Origin of the sequence: Micromonospora salmantinae, assembly GCF_022230905.1 — a bacterium.
Lineage (GTDB): Bacteria > Actinomycetota > Actinomycetes > Mycobacteriales > Micromonosporaceae > Micromonospora > Micromonospora salmantinae.
In genome coordinates, this window is the sequence record NZ_JAKKFG010000040.1 from 86,203 (window position 1) to 106,441 (window position 20,239).

19 protein-coding genes are annotated in these 20,239 nt (G+C 72.2%); 8 read left to right on the forward strand and 11 right to left on the reverse strand.

The annotated features are described in order from the left end of the window. Nucleotides 1-30 precede the first annotated feature (30 nt). Nucleotides 31-1,527, forward strand: coding sequence for a serine/threonine-protein kinase (locus PSH03_RS23230; RefSeq protein ID WP_210780780.1), 1,497 nt, complete (start codon nucleotides 31-33; stop codon nucleotides 1,525-1,527). Here PSH03_RS23230 and PSH03_RS23235 read toward each other — a convergent pair. Further along, nucleotides 1,514-1,855, reverse strand: a complete 342-nt coding sequence (locus tag PSH03_RS23235; RefSeq protein WP_210780781.1) for a hypothetical protein — start codon at nucleotides 1,853-1,855, stop codon at nucleotides 1,514-1,516. The two genes, PSH03_RS23230 and PSH03_RS23235, sit on opposite strands and share 14 nt — an antisense overlap. Before the next feature lie 169 nt (nucleotides 1,856-2,024). Here PSH03_RS23235 and PSH03_RS23240 point away from each other — a divergent pair, with 169 nt between their 5' ends. Together PSH03_RS23240 and PSH03_RS23245 are read left to right on the forward strand one after the other, a co-directional pair. Next, the gene (locus PSH03_RS23240; protein WP_210780782.1) at nucleotides 2,025-2,966 is read left to right on the forward strand and encodes a transporter substrate-binding domain-containing protein; all 942 of its coding nucleotides are present in this window, start codon (nucleotides 2,025-2,027) and stop codon (nucleotides 2,964-2,966) included. Then, on the forward strand, nucleotides 2,963-4,174 hold the full coding sequence (locus PSH03_RS23245) for a hypothetical protein (RefSeq protein WP_238690403.1): 1,212 nt from the start codon (nucleotides 2,963-2,965) through the stop codon (nucleotides 4,172-4,174). The genes PSH03_RS23240 and PSH03_RS23245 overlap by 4 nt, the downstream gene beginning before the upstream one ends. A 141-nt stretch (nucleotides 4,175-4,315) precedes the next feature. On the opposite strand, the gene PSH03_RS23250 is transcribed toward PSH03_RS23245, so the two are convergent. The 10 genes from PSH03_RS23250 to PSH03_RS23295 all read right to left on the reverse strand — a co-directional run bounded on the left by PSH03_RS23250 (nucleotide 4,316) and on the right by PSH03_RS23295 (nucleotide 15,931). Continuing rightward, nucleotides 4,316-5,506 carry an acyl-CoA dehydrogenase family protein gene (locus PSH03_RS23250; RefSeq protein ID WP_210780784.1) on the reverse strand — a complete coding sequence of 397 codons (1,191 nt, stop codon included), beginning with the start codon at nucleotides 5,504-5,506 and terminating at the stop codon, nucleotides 4,316-4,318. Next, the gene (locus PSH03_RS23255; RefSeq protein WP_238690404.1) at nucleotides 5,503-7,500 is read right to left on the reverse strand and encodes an ATP-binding protein; all 1,998 of its coding nucleotides are present in this window, start codon (nucleotides 7,498-7,500) and stop codon (nucleotides 5,503-5,505) included. Before PSH03_RS23255 ends, PSH03_RS23250 begins: the two co-directional genes overlap by 4 nt. A gap of 11 nt (nucleotides 7,501-7,511) precedes the next feature. After that, a complete protein-coding gene (locus tag PSH03_RS23260; RefSeq protein WP_238690405.1) occupies nucleotides 7,512-9,113 on the reverse strand; it encodes an acyl-CoA carboxylase subunit beta in 1,602 nt (533 codons plus the stop codon). Further along, the gene (locus tag PSH03_RS23265; RefSeq protein ID WP_238690406.1) at nucleotides 9,110-10,306 is read right to left on the reverse strand and encodes an acyl-CoA dehydrogenase family protein; all 1,197 of its coding nucleotides are present in this window, start codon (nucleotides 10,304-10,306) and stop codon (nucleotides 9,110-9,112) included. Before PSH03_RS23265 ends, PSH03_RS23260 begins: the two co-directional genes overlap by 4 nt. Then, nucleotides 10,303-11,967 carry an acyclic terpene utilization AtuA family protein gene (locus PSH03_RS23270; protein WP_238690407.1) on the reverse strand — a complete coding sequence of 555 codons (1,665 nt, stop codon included), beginning with the start codon at nucleotides 11,965-11,967 and terminating at the stop codon, nucleotides 10,303-10,305. Before PSH03_RS23270 ends, PSH03_RS23265 begins: the two co-directional genes overlap by 4 nt. Continuing rightward, a complete protein-coding gene (locus PSH03_RS23275; protein WP_238690408.1) occupies nucleotides 11,964-12,761 on the reverse strand; it encodes a TIGR03084 family metal-binding protein in 798 nt (265 codons plus the stop codon). The genes PSH03_RS23270 and PSH03_RS23275 overlap by 4 nt, the downstream gene beginning before the upstream one ends. A gap of 37 nt (nucleotides 12,762-12,798) precedes the next feature. Beyond that, nucleotides 12,799-13,404, reverse strand: coding sequence for a TetR/AcrR family transcriptional regulator (locus PSH03_RS23280; protein WP_238690409.1), 606 nt, complete (start codon nucleotides 13,402-13,404; stop codon nucleotides 12,799-12,801). Between the two features lie 266 nt (nucleotides 13,405-13,670). Beyond that, the gene (locus PSH03_RS23285; protein WP_238690410.1) at nucleotides 13,671-14,351 is read right to left on the reverse strand and encodes an ATP-binding protein; all 681 of its coding nucleotides are present in this window, start codon (nucleotides 14,349-14,351) and stop codon (nucleotides 13,671-13,673) included. A gap of 46 nt (nucleotides 14,352-14,397) precedes the next feature. Next, nucleotides 14,398-15,141, reverse strand: coding sequence for a metallophosphoesterase family protein (locus PSH03_RS23290; RefSeq protein WP_238690411.1), 744 nt, complete (start codon nucleotides 15,139-15,141; stop codon nucleotides 14,398-14,400). Between the two features lie 112 nt (nucleotides 15,142-15,253). After that, nucleotides 15,254-15,931 (reverse strand): Crp/Fnr family transcriptional regulator, encoded by a 678-nt coding sequence (locus tag PSH03_RS23295; protein ID WP_007466162.1) that lies wholly within the window; start codon nucleotides 15,929-15,931, stop codon nucleotides 15,254-15,256. Between the two features lie 143 nt (nucleotides 15,932-16,074). Between PSH03_RS23295 and PSH03_RS23300 the strand changes: the two genes are divergently transcribed. Genes PSH03_RS23300 through PSH03_RS23320 form a run of 5 tightly spaced genes read left to right on the forward strand, consistent with a single transcriptional unit; the run spans nucleotide 16,075 to nucleotide 20,180 of the window. Beyond that, the gene (locus tag PSH03_RS23300) at nucleotides 16,075-16,782 is read left to right on the forward strand and encodes an adenosylcobinamide amidohydrolase (RefSeq protein WP_210780792.1); all 708 of its coding nucleotides are present in this window, start codon (nucleotides 16,075-16,077) and stop codon (nucleotides 16,780-16,782) included. Nucleotides 16,783-16,793: 11 nt separating this feature from the next. Next, nucleotides 16,794-17,972, forward strand: coding sequence for a CapA family protein (locus tag PSH03_RS23305; protein ID WP_210780793.1), 1,179 nt, complete (start codon nucleotides 16,794-16,796; stop codon nucleotides 17,970-17,972). A 41-nt stretch (nucleotides 17,973-18,013) separates the two neighbouring features. Beyond that, nucleotides 18,014-18,802: an endonuclease III gene (nth, locus tag PSH03_RS23310; protein WP_308194394.1), complete on the forward strand. Its 789-nt coding sequence runs from the start codon at nucleotides 18,014-18,016 to the stop codon at nucleotides 18,800-18,802. Beyond that, the gene (locus PSH03_RS23315) at nucleotides 18,799-19,491 is read left to right on the forward strand and encodes a TlpA family protein disulfide reductase (protein ID WP_238690413.1); all 693 of its coding nucleotides are present in this window, start codon (nucleotides 18,799-18,801) and stop codon (nucleotides 19,489-19,491) included. The genes nth and PSH03_RS23315 overlap by 4 nt, the downstream gene beginning before the upstream one ends. Next, nucleotides 19,488-20,180 (forward strand): NUDIX hydrolase, encoded by a 693-nt coding sequence (locus PSH03_RS23320; RefSeq protein WP_210780796.1) that lies wholly within the window; start codon nucleotides 19,488-19,490, stop codon nucleotides 20,178-20,180. The genes PSH03_RS23315 and PSH03_RS23320 overlap by 4 nt, the downstream gene beginning before the upstream one ends. Nucleotides 20,181-20,239: the final 59 nt, after the last annotated feature.

Consider the following 20,239-nt stretch of genomic DNA (forward strand, 5'->3'; position numbering starts at 1 on the left):
GCCATCGGTCGGGTTGGGTATTTTCGAGCGGTGACCGACACCCCGACCGGCGGCCTGCCAGTGCCGATCGTGCCCGGCCTGACCGATTTGCGGGTCTTTGCCCGGGGCGGGTACGCGACCGTCTACCAGGCCACCCAGATCTCGGTGGGTCGCGAGGTCGCCGTCAAGGTGGAGAACCGGACGCTGGACAGCGAGCGCGATCAGGCCCGCTTCCTGCGCGAGGCGCGGGCGGCCGGCCGGATGTCGTCACACCCGCACGTGGTGGACCTCTTCGACGTGGGGGTCACAGTCGATCAGCACCCCTACCTGATCATGGAGCTCTGCGACGGCTCGTACGCCGAACGGATGCGCACCTCGCCGCTCGGCCCGGTGGAGGCCCGTGACCTCGGCATCAAGATCGCGGACGCGCTGGCCCACTCGCACGCCGCCGGGGTGCTGCACCGCGACGTGAAACCAGCGAACATCCTCTACTCGCACTTCAACTCGGCGGTGCTCGCCGACTTCGGGCTCGCCGTCCTCGCCGAGCACCGGGACGCTTCGGTCACCCTGGAGGTGCTCACCCCGGCGTACGCGCCGCCGGAGATGTTCAGCCACAGCCCGCCGTCGCCGGCCGTCGACGTGTACGCCCTCTGCGCCACCCTCTACGCGGTGATGCACGGCCGGCCACCGCGCTGGCAGTCCGAGCGCAACCCGAGCCTGGTCACCGTGCTGGAGATGTTCAACCAGCCGCTCCCCGCCCTGCCCGGGGTCCCGGACGAGCTGATCGACGTGCTGCGCGTCGGCATGGCCAACGACCCGGGCGAGCGTCCCTCCGCCCTGGAGTTGCACGACCTGCTCAGCAACCTGCCACTCGGCTCACCAGCGGCACCGGTCAGCGGCGCTCCGGTCGGCGGCGCCGTCACGCTCTCCGGCCCGTACGCGGCCAGCCAGCCGGTGCCCCGACCGCCCATCGAGGACACTCAGCGAAGCGACCCCGCCGGTCGACGGTGGCGGCGCTGGCTCTTCGGCGGCGCCGGGGTGCTCGCGCTCGCCGCCTCCGCGACCGCCGGGGCCTGGGTCGCCGACCGGGCGCCACCAACCCCCCCATACCCGTCGGCCACGCAGATCGCCGCACCGGCGACCGGGCCGTTGCCCGGCTGCGCGACCGGCACCGGTGCGCCCACCGCCCTGCCCGAGGGTGCCCGGTGCCTGCCCGAGTTGGAGTGCTTCGGCCCGATGCGGATACGCGGCAGCCGCGCCGAGGCGGCTCGGCTGTCCTGCGCCGGCCGGCACACCTGGGAGACGTACGCCGAGGGCATCCTGCCGGTGTCGCTGGTCGGCGCCGACTACGACGAGGTGGCCGCCGCTGAGCCGGTGCGGCAGGTGTGCAGCGCCAGGACGTTCCGGTTGACCACCGGGATCGCCGAGGCGACCGGCTGGCACCTGGAGGTCCTACCGCCGGTCGACGGCAGCATCGACCGGACCTACCGGTGTCTGGCGGGGCGCGGCGTGGACGCGCTCTCCGCGCCCACGCTCACCGGCCGCTGAGCCCGTTCGACCCGCGTCGGCGGTCACGCACCGCACGCAACGCGTCCCTGGGGTCCAGAGCGTCGAGGGTGTCCGCGTCGATTCCGTACGGCATCAGCTCGGGCGGCCCGACGACTGCCGACCGGTCCGCCGGCTCCGGATCGTCGACCTGACGGGCGGCGGAGACCGCGACCCCGGCGACCATGGTCATTAGCACGCAGAGCAGCGCGAGAACCACGCCGAGGAGGTCCTGTCGGCGCCACACGACCAGCATGACCAGCGGCGCTAGGGCCCCAAGCGCCGCGAGCACCGCCACCGTGCGCGCATCGGGTCTGGACAATCGGCTCACCCGTCCAGCATGTCGCGACTGGGCCGGCTGTCAACCGCAGAGCCCGACCGCCGCGCCGATCGACGTCGATCCGAGCCACCCGCTCGACAGGGTCCACCGCGCCCACACGGATTGGACAAGAACGGCTACTCTCGGTGTTCCGCAGGCCCTTCCGGTAGCGAGGTCGCCCATGAACTCAGGCAGTTCGCAGTCCCGGCTCCGCTCGATCGCGTCGACGCTGGCGGTCGCTCTCACTCTCGTGCTCGCCGCCGCGGCCGGTTGCGACAGCCGGAAGGAACCGGACCTGCCCTCCGTGCAGGAAAAGATGCGCGAGACGCACATCTACGGTCAGTCGAAGCTCCGGATCGGTGTCGCCACCAACGAGCCGCTGATGGGTGAGTTGCGGAACGGCCAGCACGTCGGGTTCGACGTCGAGATCGCCCGGTACGTCGCGGCCTCCCTCGGCTACGAGGGGGAACAGCGGCTGGAGTTCGTGTCGGTCGCCACCGAGGACCGCATCCCGTCGCTGCAGGGTGGCACCGTCGACCTGGTGGTCTCCAGCTTCTCCATGACGGAAGACCGCAAGCAGTTGGTCAGCTTCGCCGGGCCGTACTTCGTCACCACGCAGGAGGTGATGGTGCCGGTTCGACTCAAGGACAAGATCCGCACCATTGAGGATCTGCGCGACCCGGCGTACAAGGTCTGTACCAGCGGCGGCTCCACCACCGAGGCCGAGTTGGAGAAGCACCAGGTCAAGACGTTCGTGGTCAAGGACGTCGGCGACTGCGTCGATGGCATCCGCAAGGGCCGGTACGACGCGGTCAGCTCCGACGAGTCGATCCTCGCCGGTTTCCTGGCCAGCTTCCCCAAGGAGTTCGAGATCGTGGACATGCCGTTCGGCACCAGCGAGTTGCTGGGCGTCGGCGTGCCGATCGGTGATCCCGCGCTGCGCGACCTGGTCGCGTTCTTCCTGCAGAAGAGCTACGTGCAGGGCCGCGACGGAGATGCCAGCCCGTGGCAGACCGCGTACAACCGGACCCTGGGCCCCTGGCTGAAGGCCGAGAAGCGCCAGCCGCAGCCGCTGGAGGTGCCGAAGCTTGTCGACTTCGACGACAAGGCGCCCGCGAAGTGAGCGCGGCACCGACCGCCACCAGCGGCGACGGCCCGGTCCCGCCGCCCCGCACGTCAGTGCCCCACGGCGACGAGGCGCCGGCGATCGACGGTACGGCCGCAGCACCGCCGGCCGTCGATCGGCCAGCGACCGGCGCGGAAGGTGACATTGCCTGGCCGGCCGGAGTGCCGGTCGCCGAACCGGCCGACCCGATCGTCGCCGACGTCGAGCCGGGACGGGTCCGCTGGGATCCGGCGGAGCGGCGCGCCCGCGCCAGCCAGTCGTTCTGGACGGCCGTGGTGGGCGTACCAGCGATCTTCTCGGTGCTCCGCCTCGGCGTGGAGGCCGGCGGTGAGCTGCAGACCACGCTGCTGCTGGTGGCCAACGTCGGGCCGGTCAACCTGCTCGCCGGTTTCCTGACCACCGCGGCCCGGCTGCTCTCCACCGGGCTGGTCGCGGTCTTCGCGCTCGGCGCGGTGCTGGCCGTCAGCGCGGATCGACTTCCGCCGGGCACCCGCCGCCGCCCGCTCTTCGCTCGCTGGGCCGACATCACACCGGCCTGGGTGGTGCTGGCCAGCTTCCTGCTCGCCCTGATCACCTGGCCGTTGCTCTATCTGCCGTTGCTGTTGCCGGCGTTCGTGGCCGCGTTCCAACTGCGTCCGGCGCGGCTGCACGAACGGGTAGTGCCTCGGGTGCTGCTGATGGGCGCGCTGCTCGCCGGGTACGGCTGGCTGATGCTGCCCACGATGCGCGACGCGAGGCGGCAGGGCGACGAGTGGCTGGTGCTGGCGCTCATCGTGGTGCCCCCGCTGCTGGCGCTGTTCGTCGCGGGGCCGTTGCCGGGCATGGTGATCCGGCCGCTGGCGTCGGTGACCGAGGTGGCGGTGCTGGCCACCCTGATCTGGGCCGCCGTGCCGGTGATCACCACACCGGTGTTGCCGCTGACCGTCACCACGGTGGGCCCGGAGAGCGGGCCCACCGAGGACGTACGCGGGCACGTGGTCACCACCGACGACGTCAACATGGTGATTCTTCAGGAACGGGGCGGCGTCCGGTACGTCCCGGTCGGTCTGGTCCGCGCCCAGGTGCTCTGCCCGAGCGAGGAGGAGTTGCCCCGCCACCAACTGCGCATTCACGATTTCCACGTCGAGGATTCACTGTTGGAGGGCATGGGCCGTCGGGTTCGCCCGGTCCACCGCATCGACGCCGCCTGCCGTACCCCGGCCTGACGGCCCCACCGGCGTCGGCCCGTGGCTGATCGACTCGGTTCTCAGGAAGTCGGGGCATCGCTGGTCCTCGGACACCGCGAGTTCAAGAAAACCGAGTCGATCACGCAACGCCGGGCGCGGGGCGGGCAGCCGGGGCGGGCGTCAGTACGACTTGTCCTGGCCGAGGACGTGTTGGGCCACGAAGTTGAGGATCATCTCGCGGCTGACCGGGGCGATCCGGCCGGCCCGGACGGCGCCGAGCAGGGTCGCCACCCCGTACTCGGTGGTCATGCCGGCCCCGCCGAGCACCTGCACGGCGGTGTCCACGGCGAGCGCGGCGGCCTCCCCGGAGGCGTACTTGGCCATGTTGCCGGCCACCCCGGCCTCCAGGTCGCGACCGGCGTCGTACAGGGTGGCCGCCTTCTGGATCATGAGGCGGGCCAGTTCCACCTGCACCGCCGCGTGTGCCAGCGGATGCGACACCCCCTGGTGGGAGCCGATGCTCCGACCACCCCAGACCTTGCGGGTGACGGTGTACTCACTGGCCCGCTCGATGGCGTACCGGCCGGTGCCGGCGCCCATCGCGGCCACAGTGATCCGCTCCGGGTTGAGCCCGGCGAAGAGCGCCGGTAGCCCGGCGTCCAGCGACTCACCGAGCAGCGCGTCGGCGGGCACCCGCACGTCGTCCAGGTAGAGCAGGAACTGGTTCTCCGGGGACACGATCTCCATGTCCAGCTTGGACCGGGTCAGCCCGGCCGCGTCGGTCGGCACCAGGAACAGCGCCGGCTTGAGCTTCTGCGGAGACGCATCCGCTGAACCGGCTGGGCCGTCATCGACGGCGACACGGGCCACCACCAGCACGTGACCGGCCTCGTCGACTCCGGAGATGTAGCACTTGCGGCCGTTCAGCAGCCAGCCGTCGCCGTCGCGGCGAGCCACAGTGCCGAGTCGGTGGAAATTGGAACCGGCCTCCGGCTCGGTGATCGCGAAAACGATCTTCTGGGAGCCGTCGGCGAGGCCCGGCAGGTGCCGCTTGCGCTGCTCCTCGGTGCCGTGCCGACTGAGCACTGTCGCCGCGATGGCGGGGGAGACCACCAGCAGCAGCAACGGGCAGCCCGCCGCCGCCAACTCCTCGCAGACGATGGCCAGCTCGGTGATGCCGCCGCCCCCGCCGCCGTACTCGGTGGGGATGTTGACCCCCAGGTAGCCGAGCCGTCCGGCCTCCGCCCACAGTTCGGTGGTGTGTTCGCCGGCCCTCGCCTTCTCGACGAAGTAGGAGTGACCGTACCGGCGGCCGAGCGCCCGTACGGCGTCGCGCAGTTGGTCCTGCTCGGGGGTGAGGTCGAAGGTCATCGGGGGTCCTTTTCGTCGACAACGGCCAACACGGCGCCCGTCTGCACCTGACCGCCGGTCGGCACCGGCAGCTCGGCGACCACGCCGTCGATCGGGGCGAGCACTGGATGTTCCAGCTTCATCGCTTCCAGCGTGAGCAGCGGATCGCCGGCCGCGACCCGTTGGCCGACCTGGACGTGCACCCGGGTCACCACGCCGGGCAGCGGCGCGAGCAGCGACCCGGCCGCCACCGCCGCGGTGGGCAGCGGGAGACGCGGCAGCTCGGCCAGGCTCGCCGCCCCGTCCGGCCCGTCCACGAAGACAGCCGACCCCACCCGGTGTACGCGGTACGCGCGCCGAACCCCGTCGACGTCGAGCACCACCCGGTCCGGGGTGGCCTCGACCAGCGCCACTGTGGGTGCCGTCGGCCGCTCGGCGGACTCCTCGGCCGCCGACGTGCGGGACCAGTCGGCGAGCCGGCCGGTCCGGTCCAACCGGTAGCGGATCTCGATCTCGTCGCCGTCCGGCCCGACGAAGCCTGTGGTCTGGGGAACGGCGGGCACGTTGCGCCAACCGGAGGGGAGCCCGCCCAGCACCGGTGCGGTCGCCCTGCGGTGCGCGGCACCCGCCAGCGTGGCGGCGAGAGCGGTGATCGGCAGCCGGTCGGCGGGGAGCAGCGGGGCGAAGACCTCCGGGTGCCGGTCCAGGAAACCCGTGTCGATCTCCACGGCGGCGAACGCGGGGCTGCGCAGCACCTGGACCAGCAGGTCCCGGTTGGTGGTCACCCCGTGCAGCTCGGCCCGGGCCAGCGCGCCGGCCAACAACCGGGTCGCCTCCGCGCGGGTACGACCCCAGGCGATCAGCTTCGCGAGCATCGAGTCGTAGTGCACCCCGACCACCGAGCCGGCCACCACACCCGAGTCGAGCCGCAGACCCGGCCCGGCCAGCCCACCGAACTCGGCCGCCACCGCGCCGACGCTGAACCGGTGCAGGGTCCCGGTGGCCGGCCGCCAACCCGCCGCCGCGTCCTCGGCGCAGAGTCGTACCTCGACCGCGTGCCCGGTGCTCGCCGGCAGGACCGCCGGTAGCGGCTCACCCTCGGCGACGAGCAGTTGCAACCCCACCAGGTCCAGCCCGGTGCACAGCTCGGTGACCGGATGCTCCACCTGAAGTCGGGTGTTCATCTCCAGGAAGAAGACCTCACCGCCCGGGGCGAGCAGGAACTCCACAGTGCCCGCGCCCAGGTAGTCGACAGCACGTCCGGCGGCCACCGCGGCCTCGTGCAACGCCGCCCGCACCCGCTCCGGAACGACCGCCGGTGCCTCCTCGACGATCTTCTGGTGCCGGCGCTGGATCGAGCACTCCCGGTCACCGAGGGCCACCACTCGACCGTGGGCATCACCGAAGATCTGCACCTCGACGTGCCGGCCGCGTTCGACGTACCGCTCGATGAAGACAGTGCCGTCGCCGAACGCGGCGGCCGCCTCGCGGCGTGCGGAGGCGACGGCCTCGGCCAGTTCGTCGGCGGTCCGGACGATCCGCATGCCCCGGCCACCACCGCCGGCGGACGCCTTCACCAGCACCGGGAAGTCCGCGATCTCGTCGGTGTCGGTCCAACTCGGCAGCATCGGCACGCCCGCCTCGGCGAGCAGCGCCTTCGCCGCCAGCTTGTCGCCCATCGCGGCGATCACCTTGGCCGGCGGGCCGACCCAGGTCAGACCGGCGTCGGTCACCGCCGCCGCGAACTCGGCGTTCTCCGCGAGGAACCCGTAGCCGGGGTGGACGGCGTCCGCGCCGCTGCGCCGGGCCGCGTCCAGGATCAGGTCGACCCGCAGGTACGTCTCGGCCGGCGAACTCCCCGGCAGGCGTACGGCCTGGTCGGCCTCGGCCACGAACGGCGCGTCGGCGTCCGCGTCCGAGTGCACGGCGACCGTCTCCACGCCCATCGCGCGGCAGGTGGCGAAGACCCGACGGGCGATCTCGCCCCGGTTGGCCACGAGCAGTCTGTTGATCATGAGTGGCCCCTCTACATCCGGAAGACGCCGAAGCCGTCGGCGCCCTTCACCGGTCCGTTGTGGATCGCCGAGAGGCAGAGCCCGAGGACGGTCCGGGTGTCCCGGGGGTCGATCACCCCGTCGTCGTAGAGCCGGCCGGAGAGGAACAGCGCGCCGGACTGCGACTCGATCTGCTGCTCGACCATCAGACGCATCGCCGCGTCGGAGTCCTCGTCGTAGTCGCGCCCCCGTGCGGCAGCCGCCTGCCGGGCCACGATCGACAGCACCCCGGCGAGCTGAGCCGGGCCCATCACCGCCGACTTGGCGTTCGGCCAGGTGAACAGGAACCTCGGCTCGTACGCCCGGCCGCACATGCCGTAGTTGCCCGCCCCGTAGGAGGCGCCCAGGTTCACAGTCAGGTGCGGCACCGTCGAGTTCGACACCGCGTTGATCATCAGGGCGCCGTGCTTGATGATGCCGCGCTGCTCGTACTCGGTGCCCACCATGTAGCCGGTGGTGTTCTGCAAGAAGATCAACGGGGTGTCCGAGGCGTTCGCGAGCTGGATGAACTGGGCCGCCTTCTGCGCCTCCGCGCTGAACAGCACCCCTCGGGCGTTCGCCAGCACCCCCACCGGGTACCCGTGCAACTCGCCCCAACCGGTGACCAGCGCGTCCCCGTACGCCGGCTTGAACTCGTCGAAGTCGCTACCGTCCAGGATCCGGGCCAGCACCTCCCGTGGGTCGAACGGCACCTTCAGGTCGGCGCTGGTGATGCCGAGCAACTCCTCCGGGTCGTACTTCGGTGGCTGCGGCACCGCCGTCCGCCGCGACGGGCCCTGCTTGCGCCAGTTCAACCGGCGGACGCACTGCCGGGCCAGCCGGATGCCGTCCCGCTCGTCGGCGGCCAGATAGTCGGCCAGCCCGGACGTGCCGGCGTGCATCGCCGCGCCACCCAGCGACTCGTCGTCGGTGACCTCGCCGGTCGCCATCTTCACCAGCGGCGGACCGGCCAGGTAGACCTGTGACCGGTCCCGAATCATGATCACGTGGTCGGACATCCCCGGCACGTACGCGCCACCGGCCGTGGCGTTGCCGAAGACCACGCTGACAGTGGGGATGCCGGCCGCCGAGAGCCGGGTGAGATCACGGAACACCCGACCACCGGGGATGAAGATCTCCGCCTGGGTGGGCAGGTCCGCCCCGGCGGACTCCACCAGATTGACCATGGGCAGCCGGTTGGCCAGGGCGATCTCGCCGGCCCGCCGGGTCTTGGCGAGCGACCACGGGTTGACAGCGCCGCCGCGTACCGTCGGGTCGTTGGCGACGATCAGGCACTCCACGCCCTCGACCACACCGATGCCGGTGACCACGCTGGCCCCGACCGGGAAGTCCGAGCCGTACGCGGCGACCGGCGACAACTCCAGAAACGGGCTGTCGGCGTCCACCAGCAGCTCGATCCGCTCCCGGGGGAGCAGCTTGCCGCGCGCGTGGTGCCGGGTCACGTACTTCTCGCCACCACCCGCCCGCGCCTGGTCCAGCGCGGCGTCCAACTCGGTCAACCGCTCCAGCAACGCCGCCCGGTTCGCCAGGTACGAGGGTGCGGCCGGGTCGACCGTGCTGTCCAGTGTGGTCACAGGCCCATGCCCTTCGCGATGATCTCGTTCATGATCTCGGTGGTGCCGCCGCCGATGCCGAGGATCCGCGCGTCGCGGTAGTGCCGCTCCACCTCGGCGTCGCGCAGGTAGCCGAACCCGCCGTGCAGCTGCAACGCCTGGTCGACGACGTGGTCGCAGGCGGCCACCGCCAGGTTCTTCGCCATCGCCACCTCGGTCACCACCGGCTCGCCGGCGACCACCCGACCCGCGACCCCGTGCACGTACGACCGGGCCGCCTCGGCCCGGGTGTGCATCTCGGCCAACCGGTGTCGGATGAGCTGCCGGCTGGCCAGCGGACGCCCGAAGGTCTCCCGGTTCCGGCACCAGCGCACCGCCAACTCGACGCAGCGCTGCGCGGTCGCGTACGCCTGGGTCGCCAGGGACAGTCGTTCCGCCGCGAAGTGCTGCATGATCGCCAGGAAGCCGGTGTTCTCCGCGCCGATCCGGTTGGCGACCGGCACCCGCACGTCCGCGAAGGACAGCTCGGCGGTGTCCGAGCAGTGCCAGCCCAGCTTCTCCAACCGGCGTCCGACTGTGAACCCGGCCGACCCCTTGTCGATGACCAGCAGGGTGAGTTCGCCGCTGCCAGGGAAGTCGGTACACACCGCAGTGGTCACGAAGTCGGCCCGGTGCCCGCTGGTGATGTACGTCTTCGACCCGTTCACCACGTAGTGGTCGCCGTCGCGGCGGGCGGTCGTACGGATGCCGGCCACGTCCGAACCGCCGTCCGGCTCGGTGATGGCCAGCGCGCCGATCATCGTGCCGGACAGCGTGGGCCGCACGTACCGCTCGATCAGACTGTCGTCGCCCGGGGACGAGACGCCACCGAGCCGACCGCCCAACGAGCCACCGGTACGGGCGCCGGCCGCCGCGACCATGTGCGGCAACGCGATTCCATGCGTGAACAGGGCCGCCACCAGCCCGGACGAGCCGCCGGAGCGGATCAGCTCCTCGGTCACGATGATCGAGTCGAGCAGGTCACCGCCGCTGCCACCGACCGACTCCGGGAAGCCGATGCCGAGCAGGCCGAGCTTCGCGGCGGTCGCGTGCAGCGCCCGGGGCACCTCGCCGGCCCGCTCCCAGTCGTCCAGGTGCGGCAACACCTCCCGGGTCACGAACGCCCGGGTCAGCTCGCGTAGTTGCCGGCGCTCCGGGGTGTCCACGATGCTCACCGCGCCACTCCTGCCGGCAGGTCGACGATCCGGGCGCGCAGCAGCTCGCCGAGCGCCTTGGCCTGCGGGTCGAACCGGGTGGACGCGGCCACCCCGGCGCCGAGCAGGCCCTCGATCACGAAGTTGACAGCACGCAGGTTCGACAACTCGTAGCGCCGCACCGGCAGCGGCGCGGTTTCCGGCACCAGCTCGGCCAGCCGCTCGACTGTCAACCAGGTCCGCAGCCACGCGTACCCGGCGTCGGAACGCGCCCAGACACCGAGGTTGGCGTCCCCGCCCTTGTCCCCGGAGCGTGCGCCGACCACCTCGCCGAGCGCCCCGCGCCGGGTCGGGCCGTCGATCGCCGCGTCGCCACCCGGGGCCGACTCGTCCTGCGAGGTGGGCGCGGTGCGGATCGGCGGGGCGATCGGCACCCGCTCGCCACCGGGTAGCACCGCGACGTGCGCCACCGCGTCCTGCGGCACCGCGTCGGCGGTGAAGACGCCGTACGGTGTCGCGTCACCGGGCAGTGTGGTCAGCGTGCAGCCCGGGTACGAGGCCAGGGCCAACTCCACAGCGGCGGCCGAGAACGCCCGCCCGGCCCGCGCCTTGTCGCCGTCGCGCAGGTGTACGTGCAGCAGGGCGCTGGCCGTCTCGGTGTCGACGGCGTCCGGGTGGTCGGTCCGGGCCAGCGTGAACTCCAGCCCGTCCTTGCCCACCGCCTCCTCGACCTGCCCCCGGACCAGTGCCGCCTTCGCCTCGATGTCCAGCCCGCACAGGACGAACGTCATCGAGTTGCGGAAGCCGCCGAGGTTGTTGACGCCCACCTTCAGCGTGGACGGTGGCGGCGTGCCCCGCACACCGGAGACCCGGACCCGGTCCGCCCCGTCGGGGCGCAGAGTCACCGTGTCCAGTCGGGTGACCACGTCCGGCCCGAGGTACGCGGGCCCGCCGATCTCGTAGAGCAGTTGGGCGGTGACCGTCTCCACCGTGACAGCGCCGCCGGTGCCCTGATGCTTGGTGACCACCGAGGAACCGTCGGCGTGCACCTCGACGATCGGGAACCCGGGCCGATGACCGCCGTCGGGCAGCTCGGTGAAGAAGCTGAAGTTGCCGCCGGTGACCTGCGCGCCGCACTCGACGAGGTGCCCCGCGACGGTGGCCCCGGCCAGCTCGTCGAGGTCGTCGCGGCCCCACCCGTACCGGGAGATGGCCGGGCCGACCACCAGCGACGCGTCGGTGACCCGCCCGGTGACCACCACCTGCGCACCGGCGTCGAGGCAGGCGGCGATCCCGAACGCGCCGAGGTAGGCGTTGGCGCTCAACGCATCCGGTCGCTGGACCGTGTCGCCCTCGACATACCCGACCTGTGTCGGCAGGCCGAGCCGGTCGGCGAGCTTCTCGATGGCGGCGGCCAGGCCGGCCGGGTTCAACCCGCCGGCGTTCGTCACGATCCGCACTCCTCGGTCGAGGGCGGTGCCGAGGCAGGTCTCCAGTTGCCGCAGGAACGTCTTCGCGTAGCCCAGGCCGGGGTCGCGCATACGGTCCCGGGCAAGGATCAGCATGGTCAACTCGGCGAGGTAGTCGCCGGTCAGCACGTCCAGCTCACCACCGTCGAGCATCTCCCGCCAGGCGGTGAACCGGTCGCCGTAGAAGCCGGAGGCGTTGCCGATGCGGATCATGCCCGTACCCCGATCCGGCCGGCCGGCTGCCGGCCGTCACCCGGCGGCCCGGCGAAGGCCTGCGCCACGTCGAGCCACTCGTCGGCGACCGACCCGGTGGCGACCAGAGCGAGGTCCGCGCGGTGTCGGCGCTGGGTGACCAGCAGGCAGAAGTCCCGAGCCGGGCCGGTGACCCGGTCGGCGGCGTCCGCCGGACCCCAGCTCCAGGCACCCCCGCCCGGCCCGACCAGCTCGACCCGCACCGGCGCCGTCGGTGCCTCCCGGCCGTGCGCGGTGAAACCGTGCCCGAGGGTACGCACGCCCAGGTGCGCCACGTGCCGGAGTCGGTCGCTGTCGGGGCGGACCACGTCGAGGGCGTCGGCCACGTCCACGCCGTGCGCCCAGGTCTCCATGATCCGGGCGGTGGCCATCGAGGTGGCCGACATCCGGGTGCCGTACCAGGGCAGTTTGCCGCCGGCCGGAACGGCGGCCAGCGCGTCGACGAGCGCGGTGCGCCCGGCCCGCCAGCGGGCGAGCAGCTCGGCCGGCGGGGCGAGGAACTCCTCGGCTCCGACGTCGACGAGTCGGGTCACGTCCGGCGCGGCGGTGACAGTCGCGTAGAACGCCTCGGGGTCGGTCGCGGCCAACAGCGCGACGTGGTCGGTCCAGGCGAGGTGGGCGATCTGATGCCCGACGCTCCAGCCCGGCGCGGGGGTCGGCCTCGCCCAGTCGGTCACGGGCAGTGCCGCCACCAGGGCGTCCAATTGGGCGGACTCGTCGGCCAGGTCCGTGAGCAGGTCGCTGAGGTCGACCATGGTGCCTCCGGTCGGTGGTGGCCGGTGCGGCCGGCGGTCAGGGCGTGAGCAGGGTGGCGAGCTGGCGCTTCCAGGTGGTCAACAGGGCGGTCCGACGGGCGGAGTCGTCGCTGAGCAGGTTGGCCACCCCGAGCCCACGGAGCAGATCGAGCGTGGCCTGCACCGCTTCGCGGACACCGGGTCGACGCTCGTCGACACCGAGCAGGGCGACGGTGAGCCGGTGCATCTCCCGCCCGACAGTCGCCTCCAGCGGCACCAGGGCGTCTCGCAGCTCCCGATCGGTGCGGGCGGCGACCCAGAGCTCCAGCGCGGCCACGAACAGCGGCCCGGTGAACGCCACGGCGAGCAGGTCGACGACCCGGTCCAACCGCTGCGGGCCGGCCGGCAGCGCCTCGGCCTCGGTGCGCAACTCGTCGGCCCGGCGCTCGGCCAGATGGGCCACGGCGGCCGTCACCAGCGCCGCCTTCGTCGGGTAGTGGTGCAGCTGTGCCCCCCGCGAAACACCGGCCCGCGCCGCGACGACTGTTGTCGTGGTGCCGGACCAGCCGTGCTCGATCAGACAGTCGACGGTCGCCTCCAGCAGCCGGGCCTGGGTGGCGCGGCTGCGTTCCTGCTGAGGGACACGCGTCGATGAGGTGGGCACGGGGACAGCCTCCTGCCTAATAAACAAACAGTCAAGACTGACTTTTTCTCGAGCCGTAGGCGCGCGCAGGGGTCCCCCGGCTCCCCGGGTCGATCATGCAGTTGTGGGGGTTGCCAAAAGCCGTTTAATTGCTTGTAACGGGCACCATAACTCCATGATCCACCGGAGCGGAGCGGTGGGACGGAGCGGCCTCGTCAGGGGGCGGCACGGCTGGGGAGCGGCCCGGCCAGGCTGGTCTGACCGGGATGGTCCATATCTGGGCAGCTCTACAGGCAGCTGGTGCTGCTCTGCGGACGTTCGTGGGGGCCGGGGGAAGGTGAGTCTGGAGGCGTCGGGTGCCAGGTGAATGAGAAGTGCGCCGCAGCCTTGGCGGGCGTGGCGCCCTCCCGGCGCCCGGGGACGTCGTGGACGGCGTCCGCGCCCTCGAACCGCAGTTGGTCTGCGTCGGCGTGCCGGGCCATGGCAGCGGCGTAAGCGCGGACGTCCGCGGCGGTGACGTCGGTGCGGCCTCGCTCGGTGTACTGGTGAAGGAGGTCGGCGACGTCCGGATTGAATCGCAGCATGGTCACCGGGGCGTCGAAGCGTCTGGCGATGGCGATGAGTCGAGCGCGCGCCTGCGGCGTGACGTTCGTTGACTCCGCGACCGCGCTGCGCCCGGCGGCGAGCCGGGCGACGATCCTGCAGTCGCGTTCCTCGAAGACTCGAGCGTCCGCCCCGTCGGAGTTCACGTCGGTGGGTGAGGTGCCGAAGAACTCCGCGCGGATCTCGTCGCTGGAGACCACGGCATCCTGGTCGATCTGGCCGAGCGCGATCAGTGCCCGCAGGAAGCTGGTCTTGCCGGAGGCCGGCGCGCCGACGAGGAGCACGAGCCCCGCTGACACTCGGATCGGGCCGGAACCGGCCGGCGGGTGAGGTTGCTGCACGGACTCGGACGGGTTCTTCGGCACTGCCCTATCCTGCCGTCCCTGGCCGGTCCGCTGCCGGACGTAGGGTTCAGCGCCCGTCGCGGGGGCCGAAGGCGGTCAGCGCGTCGACGTCGCTGTGCTGGGAGCGCAGGTACTCGTCGGCCCAGGCGGCGGCGTCGGGGAAGGCCGACTCGGCCGCCACCCGGGCGCAGGCCGCGTCCACGTCGAAGGCGGTGCGGCGCAGTTGGACGCCCGGCCCGAGCAGCGCCCACCACGCGCCCGCGCCCCCGTACGGCATGCCGATGCTGCCCGGGTTGACCACCAGACGCCGGTCGACAAGCCGGGTGAAGGGCATGTGCGTGTGGCCGCAGACCACCGTGGAAACCTCGGCGGGCAGACCGTCGAACACCTCCGCCCAGCGCGCCATCCGGGAGTCGACGAGCACCACCTCCTCGTCATCGCGGGGGGTGGCGTGGCAGAACACCGTCGGCCCGAGGCCGTCGATCTCCAGCGTCGCCGTCGCCGGCAACGCGGCGAGCCGGGCCACCTGGTCGCCGCGCAGCTGCCCGGCGGCCCAGTCCGACACTTCGATCGACGCCGGGCGGCCGGCCCGGCTCTCGACCAGCTCGCGGTCGGCATTGCCGCCTACCCAGCACACCCGGTCGCCCAGGCCGGCGAGCACGTCCAGCACCTCGACCGGCTGCGGGCCCGCGGCGATGTCACCGGTGAGCACGATCAGATCGGCGGCGGCGACGTCCGGCTCGGCCAGTACGGCCTCCAGCGCCGGCAGGACACCATGGATGTCGGAGAGCACCGCCACTCGGTTCGCCATGGCCCCACCCTCACCGCCGGCACCGCCTCCAGGCCAGCGATTCTGCGTCAGGCAGACGGCAAACGTCCCCGCCCACCGTCGGTGACGGCGGGCGGGGACGTTCGGGTGCTGCTCAGACGCGGGCGCGACGGGCCAGGCGCTCCGGGTCCAGGATGATGATGCTCTTGCCGTCCAACCGCAACCAGCCGCGCGAGGCGAAGTCGGCCAGCGCCTTGTTGACGGTCTCCCGGGAGGCACCGACGAGCTGGGCGATCTCCTCCTGGGTGAGGTCGTGGGTCACCCGCAGAACGCCGCCGTCGCGGGTGCCGAAGCGGCCCGCCATCTGGAGCAGGTTCTTGGCGACCCGGCCCGGCACGTCCGTGAAGATCAGGTCGGCGAGCGAGTCGTTGGTCCGGCGCAGCCGCCGGGCGAGCACCCGCAGCAACTGCTCGGCGATCTCCGGGCGGTTGTTGAGCCACGGCCGCAGCGCCTGCTTACGCAGCCGCACCAGCCGGGTGTCGGTCACCGCGGTGGCGGTCGCCGTACGCGGACCCGGGTCGAAGAGCGACAGCTCACCGACCATGTCCGACGGCCCCATCACCGCGATCAGGTTCTGTCGGCCGTCCGCTGCGCGGCGACCAACCTTGATCTTCCCGGACAGCAGGATGTAGAGGCTGTCACCGGGCTCGCCCTCATTGAAAACGATCTCGCCCTTGCGGACCTCGATCGTCTCCATCTCCTTGGCGAGCGCCTCGGCAGCTTCCGGGTCAACACCCTGGAAGATCCCGCTGCGGGCCAGTACCTCGTCCATTGCGCACCTCCGGTTGCGCGTGCCGTCCGTCGGCCGGGGCCGCCGTCCGCTGATCCCCTCGCGCGCCGCCAAGTCTAGGCGCACGTGAGCATGAATCAGAGGTCGCCCCTGGAATCTTGATCGGTGGGCGTAACCTGCCCGACGTGCTAAGCGAGCCGACTCTGACCAGCCGCGCCGAGGACGGGCGGCACGTCCCGCTGCTCGTCTGGCGCGCGGACGTGCCTCTGCGGGCGGTCAGCAGTGCCCCGCTGGGCGGTGGCATCGGGGTCCGGCGGTGGGTGTTGAACGCGACAGTGCCGATGTCGTACGACCGGGAGGACCCCGCGGCCCACCTGGCCTCGCTCGCCGCCGAGCTGGCCCTCGACGGGCCCGGAATTGGTCTGCTGACCGGCGTCGATGTGGCCGAGGTGGTGGCGCGAACCGACGCCGGGGTGCGGGCCTGGGCGACGGTCGGGCTCGGCACGCCGGTGCCCGCGGCCGCTCCGACGCCGGCCGCGCTCACCCCACGCGTCGGCACCGTCAACATCGTTGTTTACGTGCCTGCCCGGCTCGCCGACTCGGCGCTGGTCAACGCTGTGGCCACCGCGACCGAGGCGAAGACCCAGGCGATCACCGAGCTGGGAATGCCGGGGACCGGCACACCCACCGACGCGGTCACAGTGCTCTGCCCGGTGGACGGGCCCGAGGCCGCGTACGGCGGGCCGCGTTCCACCTGGGGTGCCCCCCTCGCCCGAGCGGTGCACGCGGCGGTGCTCGCCGGTGGTTCCCGGCCGGTCGTGCCGTGGTCCGACCAGCTCAGCGGCGCAAAGTCCAACCGATCGGCTGTCGTCGGCGCGTTTAACGACCGGTAGGGTCGCGGGCGATGTACGCTCCCGCCCCCCTCGCGTCCCGCCCGCGCCGCCGCGTCGCCCTCGGCCTCGCCGCGCTGCTGGCCGCCCTCCTCGTGGCCGGCTGCGCCGACCCCGGTGGTGAGGCACCCGTCTGGCAGCCCGGCGCGGGAGGTGGTGGCACCGGCGCGCCGGTCTCCACGGCCGGCCCGAAGGCCACCGGGCCCGCATCGTCCGGTCAGGGTGGCGCGATCTCGCTCTCCGCCACCGGCGACATCATCATGGGCAACGCGCCCAGTCGGCTGCCCACAGCCGGCGGGAAGGGCTTCTTCAACTCGGTCACCGAGGCGCTCAAGGCCGACCTGGTGATGGGCAACCTGGAGGAGCCGCTGACCGTCGACACCGGCACCGGCAAGTGCGGGGCGAACTCCACCCGCTGCTTCCAGTTCCGCGCCCCGCCGGAGTACGCCGCCCACCTGCGCGACGCGGGCTTCGACCTGCTCAACCAGGCCAACAACCATGGCTACGACTACGGGCCCAAGGGCTACGAGAACACCCAGAAGGCGCTGAAGAAGTACGACCTGGAGCACACCGGCGCACCGAACGAGATCACGGTGGTCGACGTCAAGGGCGTCAAGGTCGCCGTCGCCGGCTTCTCGTCGTACGTCTGGTCCAACAGCCTCGTCGACATCGACAAGGCGAAGGCGGTGGTCGCCAAGGCCGCCACCATGGCCGACCTGGTAGTGGTGCAGGTGCACATGGGTGGTGAGGGCGCCGACAAGACCCGGGTGAAGCCGGGCACCGAGATGTTCCTGGGCGAGAACCGGGGCGACCCGGTGAAGTTCTCGCACGCCATGATCGACGCTGGCGCCGACCTGATCGTCGGGCACGGCCCGCACGTGTTGCGCGGGATGGAGTTCTACAAGGGGCGCCTGATCGCGTACAGCCTGGGCAACTTCGCCGGCGGCGGCAACTCGCTGAGCAACGACGGCCGCCTCGGCTGGGGCGGGGTGCTGAAGGTGTCGCTCAAGCCGGACGGCAGCTGGGCCGGCGGCTCGTTCACCTCCACGTACATGAACTCCGCCGGCAAGCCGACCATGGACCCGGACGACCGGGGTCTGGGCCTGGTCACCGAGTTGAGCCGCACCGACTTCCCGAAGGGCGGTGCTCGCCTCGACGGGCAGGGAAAGATCTCGCCGCCGACCGCCGGCTGACCCGACGGGGAGCGTCCGGGGTGCGACGTAGGCTGACCGTCGTGACCAGTAGCCCTCCCGGTGCCAGCGAGACCGATCTCGGGCGCAAACGCCGTGCCCGCAAGATCGGCCGGGTGCTGGCCGAGACGCATCCCGACGCGCATTGTGAGCTGGACCACTCCAACGCTCTGGAGCTGGCCGTCGCCACGATCCTGTCCGCGCAGTGCACGGACAAGAAGGTCAACGAGGTCACCCCGAAGCTCTTCGCCCGCTACCCGAGCGCTGCCGCGTACGCCGGCGCCGACCGGGGCGAGATGGAGGAGCTGATCCGGCCCACCGGCTTCTACCGCAACAAGACCGACTCACTGCTCAAGCTCGGTCAAGCCCTCCTCGACCGGTACGACGGCCAGGTCCCGGGCAAGCTCGTCGACCTGGTGACGCTCCCCGGCATCGGCCGCAAGACCGCCAACGTGATCCTCGGCAACGCCTTCGACGTCCCGGGCATCACAGTCGACACGCACTTCCAGCGACTGGTCCACCGGTGGCGGCTGACCACCGAGACCGACCCGGTCAAGATCGAGCACGCGATCGGCGCGCTGTACGACAAGCGCGACTGGACCATGCTCTCGCACCGGATCATCTTCCACGGGCGACGGGTCTGCCACGCCCGCAAGCCGGCCTGCGGCGCCTGCACGCTCGCCAAGCTCTGCCCTTCGTACGGCACCGGCCCGACCGAGCCGGCGGCCGCCGCCAAGCTGCTCAAGGGCCCTCGGGCGCGCGACCTCGCGGTGGCTGCCGGGGTCGACCCGGAGTTGGTGCCGGCGCAGGCGATCACGGCGGAGGTGCCGTGAACCGCCGCCTCGCCCTCGCCGTCCTGCCGCTGCTGCTGGCGGTCACCGGTTGCACCAGCGGCACGGCCGACGACGAGCCGGCTCCCCGCCCGGCCGCCGCCGAGCGACCATCCCCGTTCCGCGACTGCGCCACGCTGAGCACGGCGCCCACGGCAACGTCGCCCGGCTCCGGCACGGCGACCCCCGCAACGGCTACCCCCGCGTCGCCCGGCTCGGGCCCGACGGCCTCCGGAACGTCCGGCCCGACGGCCCGCGCCACTGGCGGGTCGGCGCTGCCGGAGCTGACGCTCTCCTGCTTCACCGGGGGTGCCCCCGTCGTGCTCCGGGAGGTGGCCGGACCGGCGGTGATCAACGTGTGGGCTTCCTGGTGCCCGCCGTGCCGCAAGGAGCTGCCCGCCTTCCAGCGCCTCAGCGAGCGGGCCGCCGGTCAGCTCCAGGTGGTCGGGGTCAACAGTCGGGACAGCCGGGGCGGTGCCCAGTCCATCGGTGAGGACTTCGGCGTCCGGTTCCCGATCCTGGTGGACCAGGGCGAGGCGCTGCAGCGCGAGCTGAAGCGCAACGCCATTCCGCTGACCATTTTCGTCGACGCCGACGGTCAGGTCCGGCACATCGACGCCAGCGGCGCTCTCGACGACACCAAGCTCGCCAAGCTGGTCCGCCAGCACCTCGGTCTGGCGGTGCCGGCGTGACCCGTCGGCCCCCCGAATGGATCGATCCGTTGCTGACCCGGCTGGGCACCGCCCGCGCCGAGGACTTCACCCGGCTGACCACGCCGGCCGAGGGCGGTCGGGAGAGCGCCGTGCTGGTCCTGCTCGGCGAGCAGCCCGGCGCGGGTCCCGACGTGCTGGTCCTGCAACGCGCCGCCACCCTGCGCAACCACGCCGGCCAGCCCGCCTTTCCCGGGGGTGCGGCAGACCCGGAGGACGCCGACGTCCGCGCCACCGCCCTGCGCGAGGCGAACGAAGAGGTGGGCCTCGACCCGGCCAGCGTGACAGTGCTGGCCGAGCTGCCGAAACTGTGGATCCCGGTCAGCGACTTCGTGGTCACGCCGGTGCTGGCCTGGTGGCACGACCCGCACCCGGTGCACCCACGGGAGCCGGCCGAGGTGGCACACGTCGCCCGCCTGCCGGTCAGCGAGCTGGTCGATCCGGCCAACCGACTGCGGGTCCGGCACCCGAGCGGCTGGATCGGGCCGGCGTTCTCGGCTCGCGGGATGCTCGTCTGGGGCTTCACCGCCGGGGTGCTCGCCACCCTGCTCGAGATGGGCGGCTGGGCCCGTCCGTGGCCGCGCGGCCGGGTGGTGGAGCTTCCGCCGACCGGGGCGACACCGGCCCCGTCCGCCGGCACCGACGAGGCAGACGAGAACGCCCTGCGCTGAACGCACGGTCACCATCCGCAAGCGATGGTCATCCGGTGGGCACACTGCCCGTACGCTTG